Below are 25,291 nucleotides of genomic sequence, written 5' to 3' on the forward strand. Positions count from 1 at the left end.
GTGTGCGTCAGGCCGCTGCCGATCCACCCGGCGGTGTCGTGCCCTCGACCGCGTCCAGCGAGGCCAGCAGGGCCTGGACGGGGATGCGGCCGCCGGCCACGAGCTGCGCGCCGCTGCGCCTGAGCGCACGGGCCAGGGGCGCGGCCCACACGTTCTCGTACACCAGGACCGCGGCGGAGTTGCCGGGCTCCAGTGCGTTGCCGGCCTCCTCGATGTCACCTTGGTCCAGCAGTCCGGAGGAGGCGCCCGCGAAGACGGACAGATCGACCTCGTCACCGAGATCCTGCAGTTCCAGCCCGGTGACCGAACCGTCGCCCTCCTTGCGGACGAAGGTCAGGTCGAGGATCCGTACGATGCCTCTCTCGACGAGATCGACCAACAGCGGAAAGGCCTCGCCCGTCATGCGGTTCCCGGGGAACTCGATGACCAAGTAGTCGACGGGGCCCATTTCTTCGACATCGTTCATGGCCACTCCTCGGGAGCGGAATGGGAGTCGGGACCGGTCGCCTGACCGCCCGCGGTCGTCAGCCTCCAGCGCCCATTCCACCACGCGCCCAAGGGCCCCGCATGTCCGCGGGCCGCGGCATCGGCACGGGGTGCGCCGTCAGCCGGTGAGTTCGTAGATGCTCCTTCCCATGAGCCAGAAACCCAGGACCAGGCACAGGGTCACGATGGCCTGCTCCTGGTGATCCTGCATCCATGAGCGCAGCCTCAGCAGCCGCGCCTTCGCCGCGGTCGGGGCGAACACCACATACAGCTCGGTGGCCAGCAGGCTCGCCGTGGCGAGCACGCAGAAGGCGGACAGCGCGAGCCAGGACGAGAAGTGGGACAGGTCCGCCTCCACCACCGCCGTCGCGGCGGCGGCGACCATGCCCCAGGGCTGCAGGAGCACGGCGAGTCCGGCGGCGGCCCACGCCGTGGTGCGGTCCATCTGGGAGGTCAGCTCCGTCCCCGATGTGCCGTTCGCTTCGTGGTCCGGCTTCGCCGAGGCCCCATCGGCCCGTGTCCGGGCGGCTACGAACCGCCGGCGCCGGTGTTCGCCGTAGAGGACGAGCGACACACCGATGGCCAGCTTGGCCGCCAGCACGGCCGTCGAGGGCGGGGACCGGGGCGGCGGGGGCTGCCCGCCGGTCAGTGCCAGGACGATCCCGATCACGACGATGAGACATGCCAGCCAGCTCAGGATGAAGGCCAGGCCCTTCCACACGCCCCGCTCCGACGCCACGACCAGGACGAAGGCCATGAGGGGCAGCGGGTCGAGGGTGATGGCCAGGGCGATGAGAAGCAGATCGAGAACCATGGCGCCCCCGTGGTGTCGGACACCACGAGAGTAGGCAGGGACCGCCGGGACCACATCTCGTGGTGCTTCGGCGATCATCAGCGAAGCACGCTGTGCCTGTGTGACCCCAGCCACTCGGACAGCTGTGACTCTTCGCACAAATGCGAAGGAATCGGTCTTCTCGTGGCAGCGGTCACGTCGCGATAAGGCCGTTTTGTTTAGCTTCGCAGTTCTGTGTCCCTCCCACATGAACTGCCGAGGCCCCTCACCATGCAGCATCGACAGTCCCTCCTGATGTCCGCCCGGAGCCCCCGCGGCAGGCGCGGTGCGGTCAGCCTCGGCGTTCTCACGGCCTGCGTGGCGACGCTCCTCTCGGCCGGCGCGCTCCACCCGACGCCCGCGGCCGCGGCCACGGCGGCGACGCGGCCCGACGCCGCGACGGCCGACTTCCTCGCACGGGTGAAGCCCCAGGGGAAGGAGCGCGTGAGCGCGGCGGTGCTCGACCTGGACGGGACCGGCCGTGAAGCCACGGTGTACGGCGACGACACCCCGTACGACACGGCGAGCATCGTGAAGGTCGACATCCTCGCCGCGGCACTGCTCCAGGGGCAGGACGCCAAGCACGGCCTGACCGAGAAGGAGCGCGCCGACGCCGAGGTGATGATCGAGCGCAGTGACAACGACGCGGCGAACCACCTGTGGCGGACCATCGGCCGGGCCAAGGGCCTGGACGCGGCGAACAAGCGACTGGGTCTGACCGAGACGAAGGGCGGCCCGGACGCCAAGTGGGGGCTCACCCGGACCACGGCCAGGGACCAGATACGGCTGCTGCGTGCGGTGTACGACACCGGCACGGCCGCACACGCGGCCGCCACCCCGCTCGACGAGGCGTCCCGGACGTACATCCGCACCCTGATGGGCGGCGTCGTCGACGAGCAGTCCTGGGGCGTCTCGGCTGCCGCCGGCTCTGGATCCGCGTTGAAGAACGGCTGGCTGCAGCGCAACACGACCGAGCTGTGGGACGTCAACAGCGTCGGACGGATCACGGCGGGCGGACACCACTACCTCGTCGCCGTCCTGTCGGACGGCAGCAAGTCGATGAAGGACGGGGTCGCACTCGTGGAGCGCGCGGCCCGGGCCGCCGTCGCCTCGGCGGCCGCCCGCTGAGCGACACGGGTGACGCCCGCACACATCCCCAACCGCTGGCTATAACGATCGTCATAGTCTACCGTGGCACTCGCCTATAACGACCGTCATAAGACGCGTCGGTAGTCACCCGAAGCGAGGTATTGCCATGCCCATGATCCGGCTCACCAGCCCGGTCGGTTCCCTCACCGAACAAGGCCGCCGCAGTGTCCAGCAGGACCTCGCCGCCGTGCTGCTCCGCTGGGAGGGCGCGCCCGACACGGCCTTCTTCCGGGCCCAGGCGTGGAGCTACCTCGTCGAGCTGCCCGAAGGCGCGCAGGTCACCGCGGAGGACGACGCGCCGCGGTTCCTCGTGGACGTCACGGTGCCGGAGGGGGCCCTGTCCGAGCGGCGCAGGGCGGGCCTGGTCGAGGAGGTGACCCACACCGTGCTCAACGCCGCCGGCCTCGGCCCGGACGAGGCACTGCGCGTCTGGGTGCTGGTGCACGAGCAGGCCGACGGCACCTGGGGCGCGGGCGGCTCCGTCGTCCGCCACGCGGACCTGGTCGCCCTCGCGAAGGGCCGGCGGAACGATGCGTGAACTGACCTTTGTCGGACGGCACAGTGTCGAGTGGCGCGAGGCGCCCGACCCCGAACTCCAGTCCGACCAGGAGGCGATCGTCGTCCCGGTCGCCGCGACCCCCTGCGACGTGGACTCGGCCATCCTGGCCGGACACGGCTTCATCGACCCGCCCTTCGCCCTCGGCCACGAGTGCGTGGCGAAGGTCGTGGAGACCGGCGACGCGGTGACCGGGGTGACCCCCGGTGACCTGGTGGTCGTGCCCTGGTCCATCAACTGCGGCAGCTGCGACGCCTGCCGCGCCGGACTGACCGCGCACTGCACCTCGGTGCCGCACATGGCCATGTACGGCGCACCCATCGGCGGCAGTTGGGGCGGGCTCTTCTCCGACCTGGTCCGCGTCCCCTGGGCGGACGCCATGCTGGTGCCGCTGCCGAGCGGCCTCGACCCGGTCGCCATGGCCTCCGCCGGCGACAACTGGTCCCTGTCCTGGCGGCTGACCGCCCCCCAGCTGAAGGCCCGCCCCGGAGCGCGCGTCCTGGTCGTCGCCCGTGGGAGCATCGGCCTGTACGTGTGCGACATCGCCCGCGCGCTGGGCGCCCGCGACGTCCTGTACGTCGACCCCGACCCGCACCACCGTGAGCTCGCCGAGAGCTACGGCGCCCGTACCGCCGAGGCCGTCGAACCCGTCCACCAGGGCTTCGACCTCGCCGTCGAGGCCACCGGGCGCGTCGACCAGCTCGCCCTCGCCCTCAAGTCCCTGGCACCGGAAGGCTTCTGCGAGTCCGCCGGCAACCACTTCCGCCCCGGCGAGCTGCCCCTGCTCGACATGTACCTCACCGGCGTCACCCTGCGCATCGCCCGCGACAACGTACGCGCACACATCCCCGACGCCCTCGAACTCGCCGGCTCCGGCACGGTCGACCCCGCCCGGATCGTCTCCCATGTCATCGACTGGGAACAACTCCCCGACGCCCTCCCGGAGAAGCACCTGAAGCCGGTCTTCGTACGCACCGAACAATGACCGGCCGCGCCCGACGGCATCGTCGGCCGGTGCACGCTGGGCGTCGCACACGAAGGCCCGCCGGGCTACGGCCATGGCGGTATGAGTGCCATGCCGCTCGACGAACTGATGGGCTGGGCCCGCGCCGCCGCCGGTACGGATACCCCCGCCGCCGCGGTCACCGCGGGCGGCGTCTTCGTATCGCCCGACCCGACCGCCCAGGCGCCCTCTTCCCGAGCCTGCGTGAAGGATCGTGGGAACACCCCACCGGTAAGATCGTCCCTCCATGAACGCGACAGCCGAGCACAAGATGATCGCCGTTCCGTCGGGGCAGGTCACGTTGTCGGACCGGCGGACGCAGCGCAGTTGGGCGGTCGGCGTCCCGGCGTACGAGATCGGGGCCTTCCCCGTCACTCAGGAGTTGTACGCGCGGATCACCGATCTTCGGCCGAGCACCTCCACGGGGGACAGGTTGCCCGTCGAGGGCGTCTCCTGGTGGGACGCGGTGCGGTTCTGCAACGCGCTGTCCGAACGGGAAGGGCTCACGCCGGCGTACCGCCTGCCGCCCCGCGGCGAGGACATCGAGTGGGACGCGTCTGCCGACGGGTACCGGCTGCCGACCGAGGCGGAGTGGGAGCACGCCTGCCGGGCCGGTACGGCGGGACCGCGTTACGGCCCCCTCGACGACATCGCCTGGTACCGCGGCAACTCGCACGAGCGGATCCATGAGGTCGGCCGCAAGGGCCCCAATCCATGGGGCCTTTACGACATGCTCGGTGACGTGTGGGAGTGGTGCTGGGACATCTACGACGCCCAGGTCTACGGCAGTTACCGGGTACTGCGCGGCGGCGGCTGGTTCGACGAGCACTGGAGCTGCCGAGCCTCAGTGAGGCGCCGCAGCCACCCCACGTTCCGCGTCGACGACGTCGGGTTCCGCGTGGCACGTTCCGGGCTGCTGGAGGGGGACGCGCGGTCCTGACGCGGGCACCGCTCAGCGGGCCGCGTCCGTGGTCTCGATCGCGAGGGTGGCCTCCCCGTGCGGCGCGGTCGTGCCTGCCGGTGGTGCCTGGCGTACGGCCCGGTTGGCGGTGGTGAGGACCGCCAGGGCGAGCAGCCATGCCCCGCACAGCCACACCAGGGTCTCTGCGCCCACGGCGGTGATCAGCGCGCCGCCGGCGAGCGTACCGATCGACAGGGCGCCCGTGGTGAGCGTCCAGACCGCACTCGTGGTCCGGCCGCGCAACCCATCAGGGGTGATGGCGAGTTGGTGAGTCGTCATGGCCACCATGTACACGGGAGCGACCAACGACTCGGCCGCCGCGACCGCCGCCAGCGTCAGCGGATCGGGTGCGAGCGCGTACAGCGGGAACATGAGTGCCTCCAGCCACAGCATCACCACCGCGATCAGCCCGAGCGGGAACCGCCGTGTGGCCCGGTCCGAGACCAGTGCCCCCGCCATCGCGCCGAGTGCCGCTCCGCTGAAGACGACGCCGATCCACAGGGGTGAGGCGCCGAGTTGCCGCGCGAGGGTGATGATCAACAGATACCCGGCGCCGTAGCGCACCTTGTCGGCCGCCGACACCAGAGTCAGGAAGCGGATGACAGGCTGACGCCACAGCCAACCGAGCCCCTCACGGATCTCGGTGGTGACCCGGGCCTTCGTCCGCGCCCCCTGCCGGTCCACCTGGAACCGGGCACGCATCAGGCGCAGCGACGCCGCGGACACCGCGAAGGACACGGCGTTGACGGCGTACGGCACGGTTCGCCCGAGGGCGTAGAGCACACCGGCGAGCGGGGCCCCGAAGATGCCCACCGCACCTGCGGCGGACTGTGAGCGGCCGAGCGCGGCGGACAACTGCCGAGGACCGACGACATTGGGCAGCGCGGCCGTGTTCGCCACCTGGAAGAGCGTGGTCAGGATGCCGCCGAGCACGGCCGTCGCGTACAGCTGAGTCATCGTCAGCGACTCGAACCACAGCGCGACGGCGACGCCGGCGGTGAGAACGGTCCGGCCCGACTCGCACCAGATCATGGTGGTCTTGCGGTCCCACCGGTCGACGAGGGCGCCGGCGACCAGTCCGAACACCAGATAGGAAATCGTGCCGAGACCCAGGACGAGCCCGGCTTCGCCGGCCGACCCGGTGAGGGCCAGCACGGTCAGCGGCAGGGCCATGGACTGGGCCTGGTCGCCGATGGAGGAGATCAGTTGGCCGCTCAGCAGCAGCGAGAAGTCCCGGTTCCGGAACAGGCCGGAACCGCGCGGAGTCTTCATGGGAGTTACGCTCCGTAACAGCTCTAGGACACAAGGATGGCGTCGAAGCTGGTGTCCGAGCTAAGAGACACGGGGCGTGGTGAACATGTGCGGACCGTACCGGGGCAGGGTCTGCACGGCAATCGGTTATGCGCTCAACGACCGGTCATGCGCTCAACGGACCGGGAAACCGAAGGAGTAGCCCTGCTGCTTCAGCCACGGCAGTAGCTCGCGCAGGGCCGCCACGGTCTGGGAGCGGTCGCCGCCCGCGTCGTGGAAGAGGACGGTCGGGCCGTTGGATATCTCGCTCTTGACGGTGGAGACGAGGGCGGCCGTGCCGGGCCGCTCGAAGTCCTTGGAGTCCACGTTCCAGCCGAGCGGGCGCATGCCGTGGGAGGCCGCGAGCTTCCGGCTGTACGGGGTGAAGGCGCCGCCCGGGGCACGGTAGTAGAGCGGCCGTACACCACCGGACGCCTTGGTGATCATGCGCTCGGCGTCCATGATCTGCTGCGACTGGTAGGCGTCGGACTTCTTGTCCATGGTGGTGTCGTGGGACACCGTGTGGTCGCACAGCCGGTGCCCGGCCGCCACCACGGCCTTGACCAGGTCCGGGTGGGCCTGGGCCTGGGTGCCCACCATGCAGAACGTGGCCTTCACGCCGTTGTCCTTCAGCACTTGCAGCACCTGCGGCGTCCAGACCGGGTCCGGACCGTCGTCGATGGTGATGTTGACACCCTGGGCACCGCGGTCCGAGGCATGGGCGATCTCCACCGACACCGGCGCCGCCGCGCGGCCCTGCGAGGAGGGTTTCGCCGCCGAGTGCCCGCCGACGGGACCGGCCTGCGCGGTCCATACCGAGGTGGCTGCGGCCAGCGCAGTCACTCCGACCGCTGCCCCGAGCACCCGGCCGTACCATCCCCGCCCGCCATGCCGCGCCATGTCCGCCTCGTTCCTTGCCGTGTCGTTGGGATCCCGATCACCTGTCAGGACGGAGTAGGGCGACCAGGGGATCCCGCTGTTACAGATCACGGACAATTCCGCGGACGTTCCGCGACAGACCCCCGGAACTCACCTGGCCGGCAAGGCGAATGACCGACTCCCATCGCCCGTCAGGGAGCGGGGAAGGGAAGATTGTCCGTGTAGCCGTTGGACGGCCGGGTGATCTTCTTGACGGTACGGGCGTCGAGGGCGACCGGTGCGGACTTCGTGCCCAGCGTCCCGCCCGGGTGCCATGTTCCGGTGACGCTCACCCAGGTGTTGGGGGGCAGGGCCGGGCGCCCGTAGATCCGTATCTTGATGGACTGCGCGTCCGCCGCACAGCAGGTGAGGATGATCCGGGTCAGGTACCAGCTGCCGGACTGCTTGTCGGGGGTGACGAAGCCGGTCATCTGGATGCTGCGCCCCTTGATGGCCTGCTTGCGGTCCTGCTGCACACGGGTGGTGAAGTCCGTGAGGGTCATCGGGAGGGGCGAGGCCGAGGGCAGCGGGTCGAAGTGCGACTGTTCCGGTACGGCCCTGGGGGCCTGGCGGGCGGCGGTGTAGGCGCCGAGCGCCGGTGGGGCGTAGAAGAGCAGGCTCAGCGCGGGCAGCAGCAACAGCCAGGCGACGCGGGGCACGGCGGAGTGGTCGTGTCCGTGACCGCTGTCGTCGTGGGTGTGGTCGTGGTGGGGTGCGTCTTCGTCGCCTCGGCCCGGCCGGCGCTGGTTCCACGCCTCCGCGACGCCGAGTATCAGCAGCACCGCGCCCGACGCGATCAGCATCGGTCGCATGCCTTCCTTGACGTACCTCAGGCACAGGTCGGTGAAGAGCGAGATGTGCAGCAGGCCGAGGCCGCTGAGGACGAGCAGGATCGCCTGGATGGGCCGCTTCACAGCAGGATGCCTCCGATCAGCGCGCTGCACAGGATGGCGACGGCGGTCGTCGCCGCGGAGAAGCGGACCGCGAAGGCGCGGCCGAAGGTGCCCGCCTGCAGGGCGATCAGCTTCAGGTCGACCATCGGGCCCACCACCATGAACGTCAGCCGGGCGAGCGGCGAGAAGCCGGTGAGGGAGGACGCGACGAACGCGTCGGCCTCGGAGCACACCGCGAGCAGGATGGCGAGCGCGGCCAGGAACAGCACCGACAGCCAGGGCGAGGAGGAGAAGGTGTCGAGCACGGAGGGCGGCACGGCCACGTTGAAGGTGGCCGCCGCCATGGCCCCGACGACCAGGAAGCCGCCCGCATGCAGGAAGTCGTGCTGGAAGGCGCGCCGGAACTCGCTCCAGCGGCTGTGCCCGGGGTGGTGCCCGGTGTGCCGTACGGCCGGCTTGAGCCACTCGGCGCGGCCGAGCCAGAGCCACAGCCAGCCCATCACCGTGGCGGTGGCGAGCGAGGCCAGCAGCCGGGCCAGCACCATGGCGGGACGTCCGGGGAAGGCGATGGCCGTGGCGGTCAGCACGACCGGGTTGATCGCGGGCGCCGAGAGCAGGAACGCGAAGGCGGCGGCCGGGGTGACACCCCGGCCGATCAGACTGTTGGCGACGGGCACCGACGCGCATTCACAGCCGGGCAGGACGACCCCGGCGGCCCCGGCGACCGGGACCGCGAACACGGGCCGCTTGGGCAGGATGCGGTGGAACACCCGCGCCGGGACGAAGGCGTTGATGGCTCCGGACAGAGCCGTCCCGAGGAGCAGGAACGGCAGTGCCTGGACGGTGACGGACAGACAGACGGTCTGCCATGCCTGGAGGGCCGGTTTGCTGATCGACTGGCCCAGGAGGACGAGCGCCGCGCCGGGAAGGACGGCCGCCGCCACCAACAGGAGTGGCCAAAATCGGGGCAATTCGCCCGCCGGCGCTTCCTCGGCTTCGGAGCGGCCTGTGGTGGCCGCCTCCTCCGCCAGTTCGTCTGTTGTCTGCACACCGGCTCCGTACGTCTGATGTTCAGACCGAACATAGTGGAAGCCGGGTGTCCTCAGGAATTCGGCCAGGGCCGGGGGCGGCGCCTATCGCGCCGTTCCGAAGTCCTGGGTCCAGAAGCTGTTGGGCTGCGCGAGACCGACGCCGATCTCCTTGAACGAGCAGTTGAGGATGTTCTCCTTGTGGCCGGGGCTGGCCATCCAGCCGGCCATGACCTGCTCCGGAGTCGAGTAGCCGTACGCGACGTTCTCGCCGTAGGCGCTCCATGTGTAGCCGGCGCTGGTGATCCGGTCGCCGGGGGAGGAGCCGTCGGACCCGGTGTGCGACATGTTCTGGTGGGCGGCCATGTCGTCGCTGTGTGCCTGCGCGGCCTTGCTGAGGGTCGCGTTGAGCGTCAGCGCCGAGCAGCCCACCTTGGCGCGCTCGGCGTTCACGAGCTGCACGATGCGGGCGACGACCCCGGACGCGGTGGCGGTGGCCTTCGGGGCGCTCGGCGTGGCGGGGGCCGCGGGCGCGGCGGTGGTGGCCTTGGGGGCGCTGGGAGCGGTGGTGATCTTGGCCTTGGGGGCGGTGGTCCGCACCGTGCGGGAGGGCACGATGGCCTTCGCCGTGTGCCTGGGCGCGATGACCCTCGGCTTCGGCTTCGGCGGTGTGGTCTGCGTGGGGCTCGCGGAGGCGCTCGGCGTTTTGGCGGGTGCCGGGGTGGCCTGGCTGCTCTGGTCCGGGTAGCCGTTCCAGGGTCGACCCCAGTCGGCGTTCTTCCACCAACCCTTGGCCTCGGTCTCCCGATGGCTGGGGCGGTGGGATCGCCCGCCGTCGTTCCAGTCGGTGCAGGCCATGGCGACGGACGGTACGCCCACGGCGCCCATGGCAACGGCAGCGATGACTATTCGCCGGTATTGAGTGCTTTTGCGGTGCTTACCCATGTGTGACCTCACCCGGTAATCGCCGAGCGCTCCTTGTGCGGCTGGCTCTGTACAGAACCCGCCACTGAACTGCGGCGATGCCCTGCGGACCGTCATTCTTAGGAGCCGTTCACATGGAGCGCAAAGGGCTCCCGTACTAGGTCGCCTCGTAGGTTCGGCAATCCTTGTCATGGGGGTGGGGGCGTGCTGGACGGGACCCTGCGACCATGGCGAATCCATGACGCATCGTCAGAAACCCTCTGTGGCCGCAGAACGGGCGAAAGTGCCGCGCGGACGGAATACCGCGAATCCAGACATGATGTTCGCCCACGCCAAGACGGACAAATCCCATATGTCGCCAGGGCGCCGTCTACTATCCGACCCGGCTAGTTCCCGGACAACCTGTGATGGATGTCACGGAACCATAGGAAAGGTGCGATGAACCGACCGAGCGGCCCGGGGTGTCCCCGCTCAGAGCGGAGAGTGCGCGACGGTCGTCAGGTACGCCCCGTACAGCAGGGACACCGCGGTCAGCGTGCCCCCCACCAGCAGGGCCTGTGCCGGTCGCGCACGCCATGCCCGGACCAGCGCACGCGCGCAGGGAATGAGCAACGGGAACGCCGGAACCAGGAAGCGCGGCTTCGACGAGAACGAACCCGAGGCACCCACGACGAGCAGGACGAGGACGCCGGCGAAGACCACCAGCGGCAGCGGCGCACGGTCCAGGCACAGCAGGCCGAACAGCAGAACGCCGATGACGACGATCACCAGGGCCATGGGGTAGACGAAGCGCCCGCCGTGGAGGAACAGCGCCTTGAGGAAGTGAAGGGATTCGACCCCGAAGTCGAAGCGCGAGGTCCACGCGTCCTGCACCTTGAAGTAACCCCGCAGGAGATCGCCCGTCTGCTCGCCCACCCACAGGACATAGCCGATCCAGCCCAGTGGACCCAGGACCACGGCGACCCACACACCGGGACGGACGCGGCCGCGCCGTCTGATCGCTTCGTGCACCCCCGCGGCGGCCACGGCCACGGCGACCGCGAAGCCACTGGGGCGGGACAGTCCCGCGAGGGCGGCGAGGGCCCCGGCCCACAGCCAGCGGCCCTTCTGCACGCAGTACAGCGACCAGGCCGCGAGGGCGGAGAAGACGGACTCGGTGTACGCGATACCCAGCACGACCGAGTGCGGCAGTACGGCCCACAGGGCGACGAGCACGGTGGCGACCCCACGTCCGTAGAGATCGTGGCCGATCGTGTAGATACCCCATGCGGCCACGACCGCGGCGGTCCAGGCGACCAGCAGCGCGGCCTCTCCCGGTGTGAGCGGCAGGACTGTCGTCACGGCCCTGATGAGTCCGGGGTAGAGCGGAAAGAAGGCCCAGTCGGTCTGCACGGCACCCGACGGCGTGATCCAGATGCGGGTCCCGTAGCCGTGTGCGGCGATGTGCAGGTACCAGTCCGAGTCCCAGGAGTGAGCCAGGCTCTTCATCAGTGGGCGATGAGTCAGGTGGTTCATCACGACCGTCACCGCGGCCCCGGCGAGGCGGACGCCCACGAACAGCACCAGGGCCCGGAGCAGGCCGTGGCGTGCGTCGTGCCATGGGCGCCGGGTCGTGGCGCGGCGGCCGGGCTTGTCCTGGGTGGCGGGACCGGACCGGGGAGCGGAAGACGTGCTCACCCTCCGACCTTGGGCATACGCCGCCAAAGGTGCAATCAGGAATCGCGCTTCTTTCCCTACTCATACCGGAATGCAGGGATACGCGGATCGGACAATTTGCGCGCGGTGGGGGAGGGGCGAGCGTACGACCGTACGCCCGCCCTCTCCCCCTCACTGCGTCCGGCCCTGTATCGGCCGCCCTGTCGTCGGCTCAGTTGTCGACGGCCTCGGAAGGCTTCTTGGCCTCCGCGGCCGGGCTCTTCTCCGATGCCTCGCTCGCCGTGTAGAAGACCGACGTGCCCTGCTTGGTGCGCTGGGCGTGGTTCTTGGCCACGAGACCCTCCAGCGTCGTCCGTACGACGGTGGTCTTGATGCTCCGCTCGGGATGTGCCTGATCCAGTGCGGTGGTGACCTCCGCGGCGGAGCGGGGCTCGCTCTGCTCGGAGAGGTGGCGGCGGACGAGTTCGACCAGTGTCGGCTGGGCCGACGGGGCGGGCGAGGCCGACGGGGCGGCCGGCTTCTTCTTGGCGGCCTGCTTCCGGGGTGATGTGCGGCCCGCTGAGGCGGAGGACTTACGCGCCCGCGCCGGCTTGCTCGGTGCGGGCTCGGCGGCGGACTTCTGCCGGGGAGAAGGCACGACGGCACTGTCGGGCGCCGGGTCGGTCACCGCCGGAGCACCGGCCTCGAAACCGAGCGCCTGGTGCATGTTCGCCAGCACCGTGTGGTCGTGCTGCAGGACTGCCAACTGCTCCTGGAGCGCGGCGATTTCCGTGCCGATGCGCTCCTGCTCCTTCATGTTGCGCTCAAGGTCACCGGTGACCTGGGCAATGTACTGCGACGCCAGCTCGGTGACGGGGACCGTGCTCTCGGACATACTGTTCACCCTTCTTCGGTTCCCGGTTGTGTACCAGGACCTACCGCGGCGGCCGCCGGACGTGAAGGCACTGCCTCGGCTGGTGCTCCCGGGTGCCGGGCCGCATCTGTGGTCAGACACCCTGCCTTGAGACATGGTACGGAGCAAGTTGTTGCTCCCGTGATCCTTCCTGGCTCAACTGGGGACACAGCACTGAACATGCCATCGCCGCGTGCGTTGCCTGTGCGACCATGTTGCCAACTCAACTTGTTTGAAAGGTAGTTGTCGGCGCACCGTGCCGAAAGCCCCTGTCGGACTCCTGGGCCGGTCAATTTGGCCGACACACATCCTGAAAGAATCAGTGGGAACAACTGCTGCCCGGTCGAAGGTGCGAGCGATGCTGAGATGGTGCGATGCGACATGAGTCATCAGTGGTCGAGGACCGGGGTCAGTATCAGAGCGCGGTAACACCCTGGGAAGAGGAGCCCTGGCGGGACGCGGCCCTCGGCTGGGTGGAGGGTGAGCTGGCCGCACGCGGCCTGCGCATGACCGGCGACTTGCGGGTACGGCTGCGGCCCTGGTCCGTCCTGGTGCGGGTGTCCGTCCAGGGGCGAGACGCGGTCTGGTTCAAGGCGAACCCGCCGGCCAGCGCCTTCGAGGGCCCGCTCACCGCGGCGTTGGCGCGATGGGTGCCGGAACATGTACTGGAACCGATCGCCGTCGACGCCGCCCGCGGTTGGTCGCTACTGCCCGACGGGGGTGAGCTCTTCAGGAGCGTCCTCGAAAGGGAGCCGGTCGAGCCCAGCACGTGGGAAGCGTTCCTCGGCCAGTACGCGGACATGCAGCACGCCCTGACCCCCTACACACAGGAGATCGAACAGCTGGGTGTCCCCGGTGCACGTACCACCGCCCTGCCCGACGTCTTCGACAGGCTGGTCGAGGAGAACTCAACACTGCGGCCGGACGACCGCAGAAGACTCGACGACCTCAGGCCACGCCTCGTGGACTGGTGCGCGGAGCTGGCGGCCCTCGGCATCGAGGACACCCTCGACCACTCGGACCTGCACGACGGCCAGCTGTTCCACCCACAACCGGGCCGCTTCACCTTCTTCGACTGGGGCGACGCCGCCGTCTCCCATCCCTTCTGCAGCCTGCTGGTCCCTGCCCGCACGGCCTGCGAGCGATACGGGCACGACGTACTGCCGCGCCTGCGAGACGCCTATCTGGAACCGTGGAAGGGCACCGGCCGGACAACCGCGGACCTACGACGTGCGGTGAGCCTCGCCTGGCGACTCGGTGCACTCGGCCGTGCCTGCTCCTGGGGCCGCCTGTTTCCAGCCGCGTCGGACGCCGCCGACGCCCTCGGCGCCGCGGAAAGCGTCCGCTGGCTGCTGGAGCTCTCCAACGATCCACCGGTCTAGTCAAGTCGCGTACAAATCAAGGGCGTTGGGACTGGGTGCCGGACGGCGTCGGGCGGCGGGACCCTCGGCGAAGGCTCGTAGGAGATTCTCCGTCGTGCGGGTGACGAAGGCGCGGGTGCGGGCGTCCATGCCGTGGTCGCGGCCGAGTTCGCCGGTGCCCGCCACCAGCGCCTCCACCCAGCGCATGGTGCCGGACGCGAACACACCCGCTCCGCTGGGGACGGTGTAGTACGCCGAGTCGCTGTGGCTCGGGCGGCCCGCGCACACGAGCGGCGAGTGGGCGGTGATCTCCAGGAGCCGCGGAGTGCCGGCGCCGGGCATGACCCGGTCGTACTCGACGCCCACCAGGTGCGGAAAGGCGTCACCGGCGCGCACTCCGGTGCCCTCGTGGAGCCAGTGGCCGGCGGAGTGGACGACGTAGGGGGCGTCCACCGGGTAGCCCTCGTAGAGCACTCCGGTGAGGGATGACTCGGGATCCGGGGCCGGCTCGGTACGGAAGTCCGTGGTGACGAGGGCCGGTTGCGCGGGATAGCAGGGGTCGGCACGGTAGGCGGACTTGTAGCAGACCACGGTGCGGTCGTCCGCGCTCCTGCCGGGCTCAAGGCGGATCCTGCGGAAACATGTGTTGGCACCGAGGAACGCGACATTGGTGCCCGCGTCACGGGCCTGTGTGACATGTGCGCGCTGCTGGGGTGTCCAGTACTCGTCGTGCCCGAGACATACGACGGCGGCGGCGCCGTCCAGCACCGCCGGGGCGGCATGGACGTCGAGGCCGGTGCTGTAGGCGAGCGGTATGCCCAGCCGCTCCGCCAGCACGACCGCGGCCCACTCGTACACGCGGAACTTCTCGGCCCCGTCCATGTCGTAGGGCCGGTCGAAGCTCACCGCCAGGGACCGGGTCTCGTACGACCCCGTCGCACCGGCGTACAGGCTCGACCCGCCCCACCGGTTGTAGGCCTGCCAGGTGGCCGGGGCGTGCAGCAGTACCGTGCGCCCCGTTCCGCGCACCGAGCGCACGATCAGAGGCACATAACGCTGGTGCCCGGTGGCCGCCTCCAGCCGGAGCAGGTACGCGCCCTCCGGCCAACTCGCGGTGTCGAGGGCCAGGGTGCGCTGCCAGTTCGCGTGGACGGTGCGGGTCTCGGGCGCGATCCGCGGGGCCTGCTGGACGCGGCCGCGGATCGGGGGCGAGGTCCACACACGCCGGGCCAGCGCACCGCCGTACCAGCCCACGCGGAACGCCGACACCCGAAAGGAGGCCGCCGTCGTCGACACGAACAGCCCGAACTCCTGCCCCGGTGTCACACTCACTCGATCGGCGTACCCCGCTATCGCGTCGGGCGGGCCTGGGGACGCGATCCGCCAATCGGGGGTACCCGCGGCGTCGCGTTCCGCCTCCGGCAGGTGACTGCCGTCGCCGGCGCCGGGCGGGCGACGGCCGGGCACATGGTCGCAGGCGGCCGCGCCGAGGCCCACGCCCGCGCACAGACACAGGAGCCGTCGACGCGACATGCCGGGCTCGGCGCCGTGTGCCGGGTTCCGTGCTGGAGCCACACCGCCTCCTCACCCCCGGACTGCCGCTCCCAGCGTTGCGACAGCTGTGCACCCCCGCAACCGGGGACGAAGGAGGCGGTGCTCAGGTGAGACGGCCCGCCCCGGGAGGCCCGGGGGTTCAGTCGGGCAGCCGGTCCAGCAGCCACCCGCACAGTTCCTCGGTGATGGCGGTGTGCGCCGTCGTCGTCGAGGAGCAGATGAAGTCGTCGACCTCGCTCTCCGACGGGTCGAGGCTGTCGATGTCCGTGTACAGATCTTTCTGCTGGTCGATGTCGCGGATCGCGACCGCGCTGACGGAGGGCACGAAGCAGATCTCCTCGTGGCGCAGGTCGACCTGGGCGCCGAACTTCTTCAGCATGTCGGCGAGGATGCCGTAGGAGCGGAGGGTGCCGCCGGGGGCGCCGTCCAGCTCGGGGAAGCCGCTCGTCTTCACCGTCTTCTCGGCCTCGGGGAACCGCCGCTTCAGCTCGGCCACGACGACGTCCTTGCCCTGTGCCTGGCTGTAGAAGGTGGTGCCGGGGTAGATCCTCTCGACCTTGAGCGCGGTCCCGCCCGGCGGGATCGCGAGGCCCGTGCCGTCGCCGCGGCCGTTGGCGAGCGCGAGGATGCGGGGGATGCGCGGCCAGCCACCGAGCTCCTCCATCATCCTGAGGAACTCCTTGCGCTCCGGTGCGATCCCGATCTGGCCGGTCATCGGGTCGTAGTGCCGCCAGAGCATCTGCCGGGCGGCAGGGCTGTTCATCTGCCGGGCGAAGTCGTTCGGGACCGGGATGAAGTGCGAGAACGCCTGGAGGCCGATCGGCACGACGCCGCCGCGGTGCGGGCTGTCGTACGAGAAGTACAACCGGGTGCGGTGGTCCATCCCCTGCGCTTCCAGCTTGGCCAGCGCGAAGCGGGTGATCATGCCGCCCATGCTGAAGCCGCCCACCGTCAGCGACGCGCCGCCCAGCTGCTCGGCCTGGGTCCGCAGGATCGCGGCGATCGCGGTCTCGGCGTTGGTCATGATCGAGGCGGTGCGCTCGTCGAAGCCCACGAGGACGACGTCACGGCCGCGGCGGCGCAGTTCGCTCAGGAAAGGATGGTCACGGTCGAGCCCGGCGTACAGCCACTTCAGGTCGCTCCGGCCGAGGTTGAACCCGTCGGCCATGATCACCGGTCGTGTGATGCCACGGTTGCGGTCGCCGTAGAAGACATGCGCGAAGCCGTGCGGCAGCTGCTACTCCTCGTCCGGCTCCGGGACCGGATACGGCAGCGGGACCGGCGGCGCGGAGCTCAGCGGATCGGCGAGCGTGAACGCTCCGACGCTCTGCTCCGCCTTCTCGTCCTGTCGGTCGGACACAGCCATCTCCTTCCGAATTCGCGCAGGGCACAGCAGCCCGTCGGAATGGGCTGGATGACTGCGGGAGGCGCGAAGACCGAACATCATCAGCACATCGGCCACAGGCCCGGCGATGCGCCGCTCGGATCCTCATTCGAATGGAGGCAACGGGGAGGCAGGCGCTCGTCTCCTACGCCATCACCCGCTTGATGCCGATGAGCACCTGGTAGCGCGGCCGCGCGGCGAACTCCGTCATCTCCCAGACTGCCGGGCGGCCTGCCTCCGCGCACAGGTGCAACACCCGTCCCTCGTCCACCCAGAGCCCTACATGGGCGCCGTAGGCGTCGTCGCCGGCGTTGAACAGCAGCAGATCGAGCGGCTGAGCAACCGCCACCCGAACCGTGGCTTCCGTATCGGCCCACAGCTCACTCGATCGCAGAGCCGGGGGAGCGAAGCCGAAGTGCCGCAGAACCTCGTACGCGAACAGTTGGCAGTTGGCACCCATCGCCAACCCGGGACGAGCCATCACAGAAGGCGAACCCGGAAACCGGGAGCCGCGGTAGGGCACGGTCCAGTAGGCAGTGGGGAGTTGGTCGAGCAGTGGGTCCATCAACTCATCATGATGACGTCAGGCTGATCGGTGCGTACTCGTTGCTGTTGAGGTTGCGGCGCGTGGAATTCACCGATGGCCGCTGCGAGATAAGGCTCACCCAGAAGGTGCCGGTCTCCCGGCCGGGCGCGGTCCAGGGCCTGATCACCAATATGTACCTGACGCCGGCCGAATACGACGTGCTCTCCACCCTGCCCGCGCGGGTCCTGTCCAAGACCCGTCTCAGCGTGCCCTCGTTGGGCATCGACGTCTTCGACGGCGAGCTCCTGGGCTTGGTGCTCGCCGAGGCCGAGTTCGGCAGTGACGAGGACGCACTGTCCTTCGTGCTGCCTGCCGTGTGCCGGGTGGAGGTGACCGACGACGACGGGTTTACTCCTCCGCGACGGGCGGCGCCGGGAGTGGCGCCGCCCTTCACTGTGGGCGGTCAGACCGTGCCGCTGGCCGCGATCTTGACCGAGGCCTTGGGGCGGCCGCTCTGGCTGCCGAGCTTCTCGATCTGGTCGACGATGTCCTTGCCCTCGACGACCTCGCCGAAGACCACGTGCTTGCCGTCCAGCCAGCTCGTCACGATCGTGGTGATGAAGAACTGCGAGCCGTTGGTGTTCGGGCCCGCGTTCGCCATGCTCAGCAGGTACGGACGGTCGTGCTTGAGGGTGAAGTTCTCGTCCGCGAACTTCTCACCGTAGATGCTCTTGCCACCGGTGCCGTTGCCCGCGGTGAAGTCGCCGCCCTGCAGCATGAACTCGGGGATGACCCGGTGGAAACCGGAACCGGCGTAGCCGAAGCCGTGCTGACCCGTGGCCAGCTCCCGGAAGTTCTTGGTGGTCCGGGGCACCACGTCGTCGAAGAGGTTGAACACGATCCGGCCGGCCGGCTGGTCGTCGATGGTGATGTCGAAGTACACGTTGTCGCTCATGGAGATCAACCTATCGCCAAGCCGCGAGCCCGTCCGCACAGGCTCGGCGTGTGGCCCGGGTCACGGTCGTGGCGGCCGAGGTTTACGCGGCGTCCTGCGGGTGAGTCGCGCCTGAAGAGCTTCGCCACCGTGAGCTTCGCCACCGTCGCCGGCAACTGCGTAATGAGGTGTTCTGGTCTGTCCGGGTACCGCCAGGAAGCAATCGTGAACGACGCGCTGCCGTCGCGCAGTGCCGAGGAGGCACGGGTCCCGTCGCCCGGACCCACGCGCGACGCGTTCTTCGACAATGCGAAATACCTCGCGATCGTGCTGGTGGCGATGGGCCACGCCTGGGAGCCGCTGCGCGACGGCAGCCGGACCGTCAGCGCGCTCTACATGCTCGTCTACGCCTTCCACATGCCGGCGTTCATCGTCATCTCCGGTTACTTCTCGCGCGGTTTCGACGCGAGTCCCGCGCGGATCAAGCGGCTGATCACGGGCGTTGCCGTCCCGTACGTCGTCTTCGAGACGGCGTACACCTACTTCACCCGGTGGACCGACGGCGTCCCGGACCGCGAGATCAGCCTGCAGGACCCCCTGTATCTGACCTGGTTCCTGGCCGCGCTGTTCATCTGGCGGCTGACCACACCGATCTGGAGGCTCGTGCGGTGGCCGCTGCCGCTCGCGCTGGTCCTCGCCATGCTGGGCACCCTCGCGCCGTCCATCGGCAACGACCTCGACCTGCAGCGGGTCCTGCAGTTCCTGCCGTACTTCGTCCTGGGCCTGTGTCTGAAGCCCGAGCACTTCCGGCTGGTGCGCCGCCGGTCGGTGCGCATCGTGGCCGTACCCGTCTTCGCCGGCGCGCTCGCCGTGTCGTACTGGCTGGTGCCGCGGATGACCCAGGCCTGGTTCTACCACCGGGACAGCGCGGCGGAACTCGGGGCGCCCGACTGGTACGGGCCCGTCATGGCGCTGGCCTCCTTCGGCTGCTCGGTGGTCCTGGTGGCCTGCTTCCTGGCATGGGTGCCGGGGCGCCGGACGTGGTTCACCGTGCTGGGCGCGGGAACGCTCTACGGCTATCTGCTGCACGGCTTCCTCGCCCAGGGATCGAAGTTCTGGGGCTGGTACGACCCGGCGTGGGTGCACCGGCCGCTGGGTGTGGCCACGGTCAGCGTCGTGGCCGCCGCGGTGGTGACCGTCCTGTGCACGCCGCCCGTGCGGCGCCTGTTCCGGTTCACGATGGAGCCGGAGATGGAGCCCGCGTTCAGGCGCGAGGCCACGGGAGCGGCCCGAGCCCCCGGTGTTGCGGTCCGCTGACGGTTCTTGTTCACACGGCGGCCTGCTCGGCCCGCGGTTCCTCGGCCGTGCTCGTCGTGCGTGGCGGCGTCCGGCCGCGCACGGTGGCGAACGTGCCGAGGGCCGCCATGGCGAGACAGGCGAGCACGACGACGGTGGACGACGCCTTCAGCATCGCCAGCCCGGATCCGGTCAGCAGCACCACCAGGGCCCAGCGCACCGCCGGGCCGCTGACCCGGCTGGATACGAGGGCGCCCAGGACGACCCCGGGAATCGCACCGATCAGGAGGGTCGCCGCGAGCCCGAGGTCCGCGTCCCCGACGATCAGGTGTCCGAGGGCCGCGGCGGACACCATGGGGATGGCCTGCACCAGGTCTGTGCCCACGAGGTGGTTGGCCTTGAGACGGGGATGAGCCAGCATCAGCATCACGATGATCAGCGAGCCCGAGCCGACCGAGGTCATCCCCACGACGAGGCCGCCGACGACGCCGATCAGGAGGGTTGCCACGGGTCGTACGGGAACATGCGCGTCCTCGACGTCCATGGCGGCGCGGCGGCGGTCCAGCCAGAGGCGGACGAGCATGCCGGCGACCGCGAGCATGAGCGCCGTACCGACGACGTACTCGACGCGTTGCTGGAGCACGTCGCCGTCGCCGAGCGCCCGCAGCAGGAAGACACCGCCGAACGCGGCCGGTACGGCGCTGGGCAGCAGCCAACGCACGATGTCCCGGCGGACCGTGCCGGCCCACTGGTGCACCAGGGCGCCGAACGGCTTCATGAACACCGACGCGGCCAGGTCGCTGCCGATGGCCGCGGTGGGGTTCACCCCGAACACCATGACCATGATCGGTGTCATGAGGGCGCCGCCGCCCATGCCGGTGAGTCCCACCGCGAAGCCCACCAGGGCACCCGCGAGGATGATCGGGCCGTTGAGATCCATGCCGTGAACCGTACGGAGTTTTCCTATGGGAAACGTATGGAATGAGTCCGGGCTGCGACCGCGCACGCCGCGTGCTGCAATGGGCCGGGGTGTCATGGGCGGACCGGCCGCCACCCGACCGCGACGGCCGCCATCCGACAGCGAGGAGGTCAGCATGCCTCCCTGTGCCGCCTCCGGGTCCCCGTCCGCTCCGCACATGAGTGAAGCGGCGTTCCGGGCGCTGTACGAGCGGCTGAGCGCCGACACACGGCCCGTCAGCGGTCCGCCGGGGGGGTCCCTGCGTCATCTGACGCCCGAGCGGGTGAGGGCGGCCGTGGCCGAGGTCCGTTCCGGGCGCACGCTGTCGCTCGCCGCCCCCATCGAGACACACCGGGGACCGGACAGCCCCGATCCCGCCGACCACCGCATGACCGGGCCGGCCGCCGGCGACCTCGACGCGCCAGGCCTGCACTTCGCCCGCGACCGGCTCGCGATGAACGTCCACGGAGACGTGGACAGCCATCTGGACGCGCTGTGCCATGTGATCGTCGACGGTGAACTCTTCGGCGGGGTCCCGGCCCACACCCTGACTCCGGACGGGGCCGGCGCGCTGTCCGTGGACCTCGTCCGCAACGGCATCGTCGGGCGGGGTGTGCTCCTGGACGTGCCCAGGCTGCGCGGAGTCCCCTGGCTGGAACCCGGCGACCATGTGACCCGGGAGGACCTGACCGCCGCCGAGGAGGCACAGGGCGTCCGGGTCGGGCCGGGAGACCTGCTGTTCGTCCGGGTCGGTCACCGGCTCAGGCGGCTGGAGCTGGGGGCGTGGAACGTGGCCGAGGCACGCGCGGGTCTCCATCCGACGGCCGTACGGTTCCTGGCCGACCGCGAGGTCGCGGTGCTGGGCGGGGACGGGAACAACGACACCGCCCCCAGCGCCGTCGACGGGATCGGTTTCCCCGTACATGTGCTGGCGATCCACGCGCTGGGGATCTACCTGATGGACTACCTCCAGTTCGAGGAACTGGCCCCGGCCTGCGAGAGCGCTGGCCGCTGGTCCTTCCTCTGCGCCATCGCCCCCTTGCGGCTGCCCGGGGCCACGGGCTCCCCGGTGAACCCGATCGCCGTCCTGTGACCCCGGCAGGCGCGCGACCGGGCGCCGACGCGCGGCGGGCGTCCGGGTGGGCGAAGATGATCAGCCGGGCGGCGTAAGACCAAGGCGTCACGCGCGCCGCTCGGCCGCCGCGGTGATTGCGTGTCCTTCGACCTGTGCGGGTTGCGGTACGGCCGACCCGGGGTCCGCAGCGGAGGAGGCTGTCGATCGTGAGTTCCACCGGAGGCACGTCGCGGAACGTGATCCCCGCCCACCTGCTCAAGGGACAGAAGGCGCTGGTCACGGGAGCCAACTCGGGCATCGGCAAGGCGACCGCCATCGGACTGGGCCGGGCCGGGTGCGATGTCGTCGTCAATTACGTGGCCGGCCGCGAGGAAGCCGAGCAGGTCGTCGACGAGATCAAGGCGATGGGCGTGAAGGCGGCGGCCTACGAGGCGGACGTGTCCCAGGAGGACCAGGTCGTCGCCATGACGGACCGGATGATCGAGGAGTTCGGGACGATCGACATCCTCGTCGCCAACGCCGGGCTGCAACGGGACGCCCCGATCACGGAGATGACCCTCGCCCAGTGGCGCAAGGTGCTGGACGTCAATCTCACCGGGCAGTTCCTGTGCGCCCGCGAGGCGACCAAGGAGTTCCTGCGCCGCGGTGTGGTCCCCGAGGTGTCACGTTCGGCGGGCAAGATCATCTGCATGAGCTCGGTGCACCAGATCATCCCGTGGGCCGGGCACGTCAACTACGCCAGCTCCAAGGGCGGCGTGCTGATGATGATGCAGACCCTGGCCCAGGAACTCGCGCCGAAGAAGATCCGCGTCAACGCGGTCGCGCCCGGGGCCATCAAGACACCGATCAACCGCCAGGCCTGGGAGACCGCGGAAGCCGAACGCGACCTGCTGCAGCTCATCCCCTACGACCGCGTCGGTGAGCCCGAGGACATCGCCCACGCCGCCGTCGGCCTCGCCTCCGACCTCATGGACTACGTCGTGGGAGCCACTCTCTACGTGGACGGCGGCATGACCCTCTTCCCGGGCTTCGCCACCGGCGGCTGACCGACCCTCACATCCCTGTCGGCCCCCGGGGGGACACCTGTGCACACCATGATCCACCTGCTGGCGGACCCACCACCCCAGATGCTGCCGGCCCGATCGCAGATGGCGTTCACGCTCGCGGCGCACATCATCCTGGTGCCCCTGGGCGTGGCGCTGCCGCTCATCACCCTCATCATGCACGGCTACGGCCTGCGCCGTAACGACGCCACCGCGCTGCTGCTGGCCCGGCGCTGGTCGGCGGTCATGGCGGTGCAGTTCGCCATCGGCATCGTCACCGGGACCGTGCTGTCCTTCGAGTTCGGACTGCTGTGGCCGGGCATGATGGGCCGGTGGGGCGATGTGTTCGGCCTCGGGTTCGGCATCGAGGCCTGGGCCTTCTTCCTGGAGGCCGTCCTCATCGCCATCTACCTCTACGGCTGGCGCAGGCTGCCCACCCGCACCCACTTCCTGCTCGGACTGCCCCTGCCGGCCGCCGCCCTGCTCGGCGCCTTCGGCATCCTGGCGGCCAACTCCTGGATGAACACACCGCGGGGCTTCGTCCTCGACTCCGCGGGCAACCCCACCGGCGTGGACGTCCGCAAGGCCGTCTTCACACCCATCTTCGGACCGGAGTACTGGCACTTCGTGGTCGCCATGCTGATGACCGCGGGCTATGTCGTGGCGGGCGTCTACGCCATGGGCCGGCTGCGCGGGCGCCGCGACCGGTACCACCGGCTCGGATTCACCGTGCCCTTCACCCTCGCCGCGGTGTGCACACCGATCCAGTTCATGCTGGGCGACAACATCGCCCGGCAGGTCTACCACAAGCAGCCGGTGAAGTTCGCCGCGATGGAGATCGTCTGGAACACCGACACCCATGTGCCGGAGTACCTGTACGGCCGACTCCACCCCGACGGCTCCATCTCCGGCGGCATCAAGGTCCCCCAACTCGACTCCATCCTCGCCGGCTTCCGCCCGGACACCCAGGTGACCGGCCTGACCTCGGTGCCGGCCGATGCCCGGCCCACCGCCACCCAGGCCACCATCACGCACTTCGCCTTCGACACCATGGTCGGCATCGGCTCCCTGCTGCTCCTGCTCGCGCTCTGGTACGGCCTGGTGTGGCTGCGCCGCCGCCGACTGCCCGCCTCCGTCTGGTTCTACCGGGGCGCGGCATGCGCGGGCGTGGCCTCCGTGCTCGCGGTGGAGTGCGGCTGGATCACCACCGAGGTGGGCCGCCAGCCGTGGATCGTCTACCAGTACATGCGGGTCGCCGACGCGGTCACCGCGACGCGCGCCCCCGCCCTGTGGACCATGTTCGGCCTGGTCGTCCTCGTCTACGTGTTCGTGTTCGGCTCCTTCCTCGTCGTCCTGCTGAAGATGCGCACCCGCTGGCGGCTCGCCGACGCTTCGGACGCGGCGGGGCGGGGTGCACCGGAGACGGACAGTCCCTACGGCCCCCGCTCCGCCCTCGTGGGCAGCGGCCCCGCCCCGGGGCCGGGAGCCTCCGCCGGCGAGGAGGACCGGTCATGACCGCCGCCGGTGTCGTCGCCCTGGTCCTGCTGCTCGCGATCGCCGCCTACGCCTGCGCCGGCGGCACCGACTACGGGGCCGGCTTCTGGGATCTGACCGCGGGCGGAGCCGAGCGAGGCAAACGCCCCCGGTGGCTGATCGACCACGCCATGGCGCCCGTGTGGGAGGTCAACAACGTCTGGCTGATCTTCGTCCTGGTCATCATGTGGACCGGGTTCCCGGTCTTCTTCCGTACCGTGTTCGTCGCGATGTGGCTGCCCCTGGCGCTCGCCATCGTGGGCATCGTGCTGCGCGGCGCGGGCTTCGCCCTGCGCAAGCCGGCCCGCCGGCTGGCCGGACGACGCCTGTACGGCGCTGTGTTCGCGATCGCCTCGCTCCTCACGCCGTTCTTCCTGGGCGCGGCCGTGGGCGGGATCGCCTCCGGCCGGGTCTCCCCGGGCACCGCGGCTTCGGTGGCCAACTGGGCCAACCCCACCTCCCTCCTGTTCGGGCTGCTCGCCATCGCCATGACCGCGTTCCTGGGCGCGGTGTTCCTGGCCGGGGACGCCCGCCGCTTCGGCGCACCGGACCTCGACGGCCATTTCCGCCGGCGTGCGCTCTTCGCCCTCGCCGCCGTCGCCGTACTGACAGTGGTCATGCTGTTCGTCACCCACGGCGACGCGCCCCATGTGTGGCACGGCCTCACGCACGGCGTCGGGCTCGCCCTGGTCGTCCTGGCGGCCGTGGCCGCACTCGCCACGGGCTGGTCGCTCCTGGGTACGGCCGAGGCCCGGTGGTCGCGCAGTTCGGCCGTCGTCGCGGTGGCCGCGGGGGTCTTCGCCTGGGGCCTGGCGCAGCGGCCGTATCTCGTCCCGGTCTCGCTGACCGTCGCCGACGGCGCGGGAGCCACGACCACACTGCGCTGGCTGATGCTGGTCACCGTCGTGGCCGTGGTGCTGGTGTTCCCCGCCGTCGCCTACCTGTACTGGCTGGACACCCATGGCGCACTCGAACCCCTCACCGACGCCGATCTGCGCAGCAGCGCGGGTGACGACGCCTGACGCAGGGGGCCTGCGCC

The 25,291-nt window shown here is 70.1% G+C and carries 25 protein-coding genes; 10 read left to right on the top strand and 15 right to left on the bottom strand.

The window, feature by feature from the left end; all coding sequences use genetic code 11:
- Nucleotides 1–7 precede the first annotated feature (7 nt).
- Nucleotides 8–466 carry a DUF6325 family protein gene (locus AB0I54_RS11285; protein ID WP_363295686.1) on the bottom strand — a complete coding sequence of 153 codons (459 nt, stop codon included), beginning with the start codon at nt 464–466 and terminating at the stop codon, nt 8–10.
- Between the two features lie 138 nt (nt 467–604).
- The gene (locus AB0I54_RS11290) at nt 605–1,300 is read right to left on the bottom strand and encodes a GAP family protein (RefSeq protein ID WP_363295687.1); all 696 of its coding nucleotides are present in this window, start codon (nt 1,298–1,300) and stop codon (nt 605–607) included.
- Nucleotides 1,301–1,573: 273 nt separating this feature from the next.
- Here AB0I54_RS11290 and AB0I54_RS11295 point away from each other — a divergent pair, with 273 nt between their 5' ends.
- From AB0I54_RS11295 to AB0I54_RS11310, 4 genes are all read left to right on the top strand, one after another.
- Complete coding sequence (locus tag AB0I54_RS11295; RefSeq protein ID WP_363295688.1) at nt 1,574–2,446, top strand: serine hydrolase; 873 nt, start codon at nt 1,574–1,576, stop codon at nt 2,444–2,446.
- 127 nt (nt 2,447–2,573) lie between these two features.
- Nucleotides 2,574–3,005, top strand: a complete 432-nt coding sequence (locus AB0I54_RS11300; RefSeq protein WP_363295689.1) for a tautomerase family protein — start codon at nt 2,574–2,576, stop codon at nt 3,003–3,005.
- Nucleotides 2,998–4,008 carry an alcohol dehydrogenase catalytic domain-containing protein gene (locus AB0I54_RS11305; protein WP_363295690.1) on the top strand — a complete coding sequence of 337 codons (1,011 nt, stop codon included), beginning with the start codon at nt 2,998–3,000 and terminating at the stop codon, nt 4,006–4,008. Before AB0I54_RS11300 ends, AB0I54_RS11305 begins: the two co-directional genes overlap by 8 nt.
- A 265-nt stretch (nt 4,009–4,273) precedes the next feature.
- The gene (locus AB0I54_RS11310; RefSeq protein WP_363295691.1) at nt 4,274–4,966 is read left to right on the top strand and encodes an SUMF1/EgtB/PvdO family nonheme iron enzyme; all 693 of its coding nucleotides are present in this window, start codon (nt 4,274–4,276) and stop codon (nt 4,964–4,966) included.
- Between the two features lie 12 nt (nt 4,967–4,978).
- On the opposite strand, the gene AB0I54_RS11315 is transcribed toward AB0I54_RS11310, so the two are convergent.
- From AB0I54_RS11315 to AB0I54_RS11345, 7 genes are all read right to left on the bottom strand, one after another.
- A complete protein-coding gene (locus AB0I54_RS11315) occupies nt 4,979–6,259 on the bottom strand; it encodes an MFS transporter (protein ID WP_363295692.1) in 1,281 nt (426 codons plus the stop codon).
- A 153-nt stretch (nt 6,260–6,412) separates the two neighbouring features.
- A complete protein-coding gene (locus AB0I54_RS11320; protein WP_363295693.1) occupies nt 6,413–7,177 on the bottom strand; it encodes a polysaccharide deacetylase family protein in 765 nt (254 codons plus the stop codon).
- A gap of 170 nt (nt 7,178–7,347) precedes the next feature.
- Entirely contained in the window at nt 7,348–8,109 is a 762-nt protein-coding gene (locus AB0I54_RS11325) for a TIGR03943 family protein (protein WP_363295694.1), read from the bottom strand.
- Entirely contained in the window at nt 8,106–9,137 is a 1,032-nt protein-coding gene (locus AB0I54_RS11330) for a permease (RefSeq protein ID WP_363295695.1), read from the bottom strand. Before AB0I54_RS11330 ends, AB0I54_RS11325 begins: the two co-directional genes overlap by 4 nt.
- Nucleotides 9,138–9,221: 84 nt before the next feature.
- Nucleotides 9,222–10,004, bottom strand: a complete 783-nt coding sequence (locus AB0I54_RS11335; protein ID WP_363296065.1) for a CAP domain-containing protein — start codon at nt 10,002–10,004, stop codon at nt 9,222–9,224.
- A 507-nt stretch (nt 10,005–10,511) separates the two neighbouring features.
- A complete protein-coding gene (locus AB0I54_RS11340; protein ID WP_363295696.1) occupies nt 10,512–11,717 on the bottom strand; it encodes a glycosyltransferase family 39 protein in 1,206 nt (401 codons plus the stop codon).
- Nucleotides 11,718–11,907: 190 nt separating this feature from the next.
- Nucleotides 11,908–12,570: a BlaI/MecI/CopY family transcriptional regulator gene (locus AB0I54_RS11345; protein ID WP_363295697.1), complete on the bottom strand. Its 663-nt coding sequence runs from the start codon at nt 12,568–12,570 to the stop codon at nt 11,908–11,910.
- Between the two features lie 392 nt (nt 12,571–12,962).
- Here AB0I54_RS11345 and AB0I54_RS11350 point away from each other — a divergent pair, with 392 nt between their 5' ends.
- Nucleotides 12,963–13,970: a phosphotransferase gene (locus tag AB0I54_RS11350; RefSeq protein ID WP_363295698.1), complete on the top strand. Its 1,008-nt coding sequence runs from the start codon at nt 12,963–12,965 to the stop codon at nt 13,968–13,970.
- Here AB0I54_RS11350 and AB0I54_RS11355 read toward each other — a convergent pair whose 3' ends face one another.
- The 5 genes from AB0I54_RS11355 to AB0I54_RS11375 all read right to left on the bottom strand — a co-directional run bounded on the left by AB0I54_RS11355 (nt 13,971) and on the right by AB0I54_RS11375 (nt 18,368).
- Nucleotides 13,971–15,482 carry a N,N-dimethylformamidase beta subunit family domain-containing protein gene (locus AB0I54_RS11355; protein ID WP_363296067.1) on the bottom strand — a complete coding sequence of 504 codons (1,512 nt, stop codon included), beginning with the start codon at nt 15,480–15,482 and terminating at the stop codon, nt 13,971–13,973.
- A gap of 160 nt (nt 15,483–15,642) precedes the next feature.
- On the bottom strand, nt 15,643–16,671 hold the full coding sequence (locus AB0I54_RS11360) for a hypothetical protein (RefSeq protein ID WP_363295699.1): 1,029 nt from the start codon (nt 16,669–16,671) through the stop codon (nt 15,643–15,645).
- A 69-nt stretch (nt 16,672–16,740) separates the two neighbouring features.
- Nucleotides 16,741–16,863 carry a hypothetical protein gene (locus tag AB0I54_RS11365; protein WP_363295700.1) on the bottom strand — a complete coding sequence of 41 codons (123 nt, stop codon included), beginning with the start codon at nt 16,861–16,863 and terminating at the stop codon, nt 16,741–16,743.
- Nucleotides 16,864–17,032: 169 nt separating this feature from the next.
- On the bottom strand, nt 17,033–17,452 hold the full coding sequence (locus tag AB0I54_RS11370) for a hydrolase (protein WP_363295701.1): 420 nt from the start codon (nt 17,450–17,452) through the stop codon (nt 17,033–17,035).
- Between the two features lie 424 nt (nt 17,453–17,876).
- Nucleotides 17,877–18,368, bottom strand: a complete 492-nt coding sequence (locus tag AB0I54_RS11375) for a peptidylprolyl isomerase (protein WP_363295702.1) — start codon at nt 18,366–18,368, stop codon at nt 17,877–17,879.
- Nucleotides 18,369–18,584: 216 nt separating this feature from the next.
- On the opposite strand from AB0I54_RS11375, the gene AB0I54_RS11380 reads away from it, so the two are divergent.
- On the top strand, nt 18,585–19,664 hold the full coding sequence (locus AB0I54_RS11380) for an acyltransferase family protein (RefSeq protein ID WP_363296068.1): 1,080 nt from the start codon (nt 18,585–18,587) through the stop codon (nt 19,662–19,664).
- Between the two features lie 10 nt (nt 19,665–19,674).
- On the opposite strand, the gene AB0I54_RS11385 is transcribed toward AB0I54_RS11380, so the two are convergent.
- The gene (locus AB0I54_RS11385) at nt 19,675–20,583 is read right to left on the bottom strand and encodes a sulfite exporter TauE/SafE family protein (protein WP_363295703.1); all 909 of its coding nucleotides are present in this window, start codon (nt 20,581–20,583) and stop codon (nt 19,675–19,677) included.
- Between the two features lie 196 nt (nt 20,584–20,779).
- On the opposite strand from AB0I54_RS11385, the gene AB0I54_RS11390 reads away from it, so the two are divergent.
- From AB0I54_RS11390 to AB0I54_RS11405, 4 genes are all read left to right on the top strand, one after another.
- On the top strand, nt 20,780–21,694 hold the full coding sequence (locus AB0I54_RS11390; protein WP_363295704.1) for a cyclase family protein: 915 nt from the start codon (nt 20,780–20,782) through the stop codon (nt 21,692–21,694).
- A 233-nt stretch (nt 21,695–21,927) separates the two neighbouring features.
- Nucleotides 21,928–22,722: an SDR family oxidoreductase gene (locus AB0I54_RS11395; RefSeq protein ID WP_363296069.1), complete on the top strand. Its 795-nt coding sequence runs from the start codon at nt 21,928–21,930 to the stop codon at nt 22,720–22,722.
- A gap of 48 nt (nt 22,723–22,770) precedes the next feature.
- A complete protein-coding gene (locus AB0I54_RS11400; protein WP_363296070.1) occupies nt 22,771–24,234 on the top strand; it encodes a cytochrome ubiquinol oxidase subunit I in 1,464 nt (487 codons plus the stop codon).
- Nucleotides 24,231–25,274 carry a cytochrome d ubiquinol oxidase subunit II gene (locus AB0I54_RS11405; protein ID WP_363295705.1) on the top strand — a complete coding sequence of 348 codons (1,044 nt, stop codon included), beginning with the start codon at nt 24,231–24,233 and terminating at the stop codon, nt 25,272–25,274. Before AB0I54_RS11400 ends, AB0I54_RS11405 begins: the two co-directional genes overlap by 4 nt.
- Nucleotides 25,275–25,291 lie beyond the last annotated feature (17 nt).

It is taken from the genome of Streptomyces sp. NPDC050625, from assembly GCF_040654755.1.
Classification (GTDB): Bacteria; Actinomycetota; Actinomycetes; order Streptomycetales; family Streptomycetaceae; genus Streptomyces.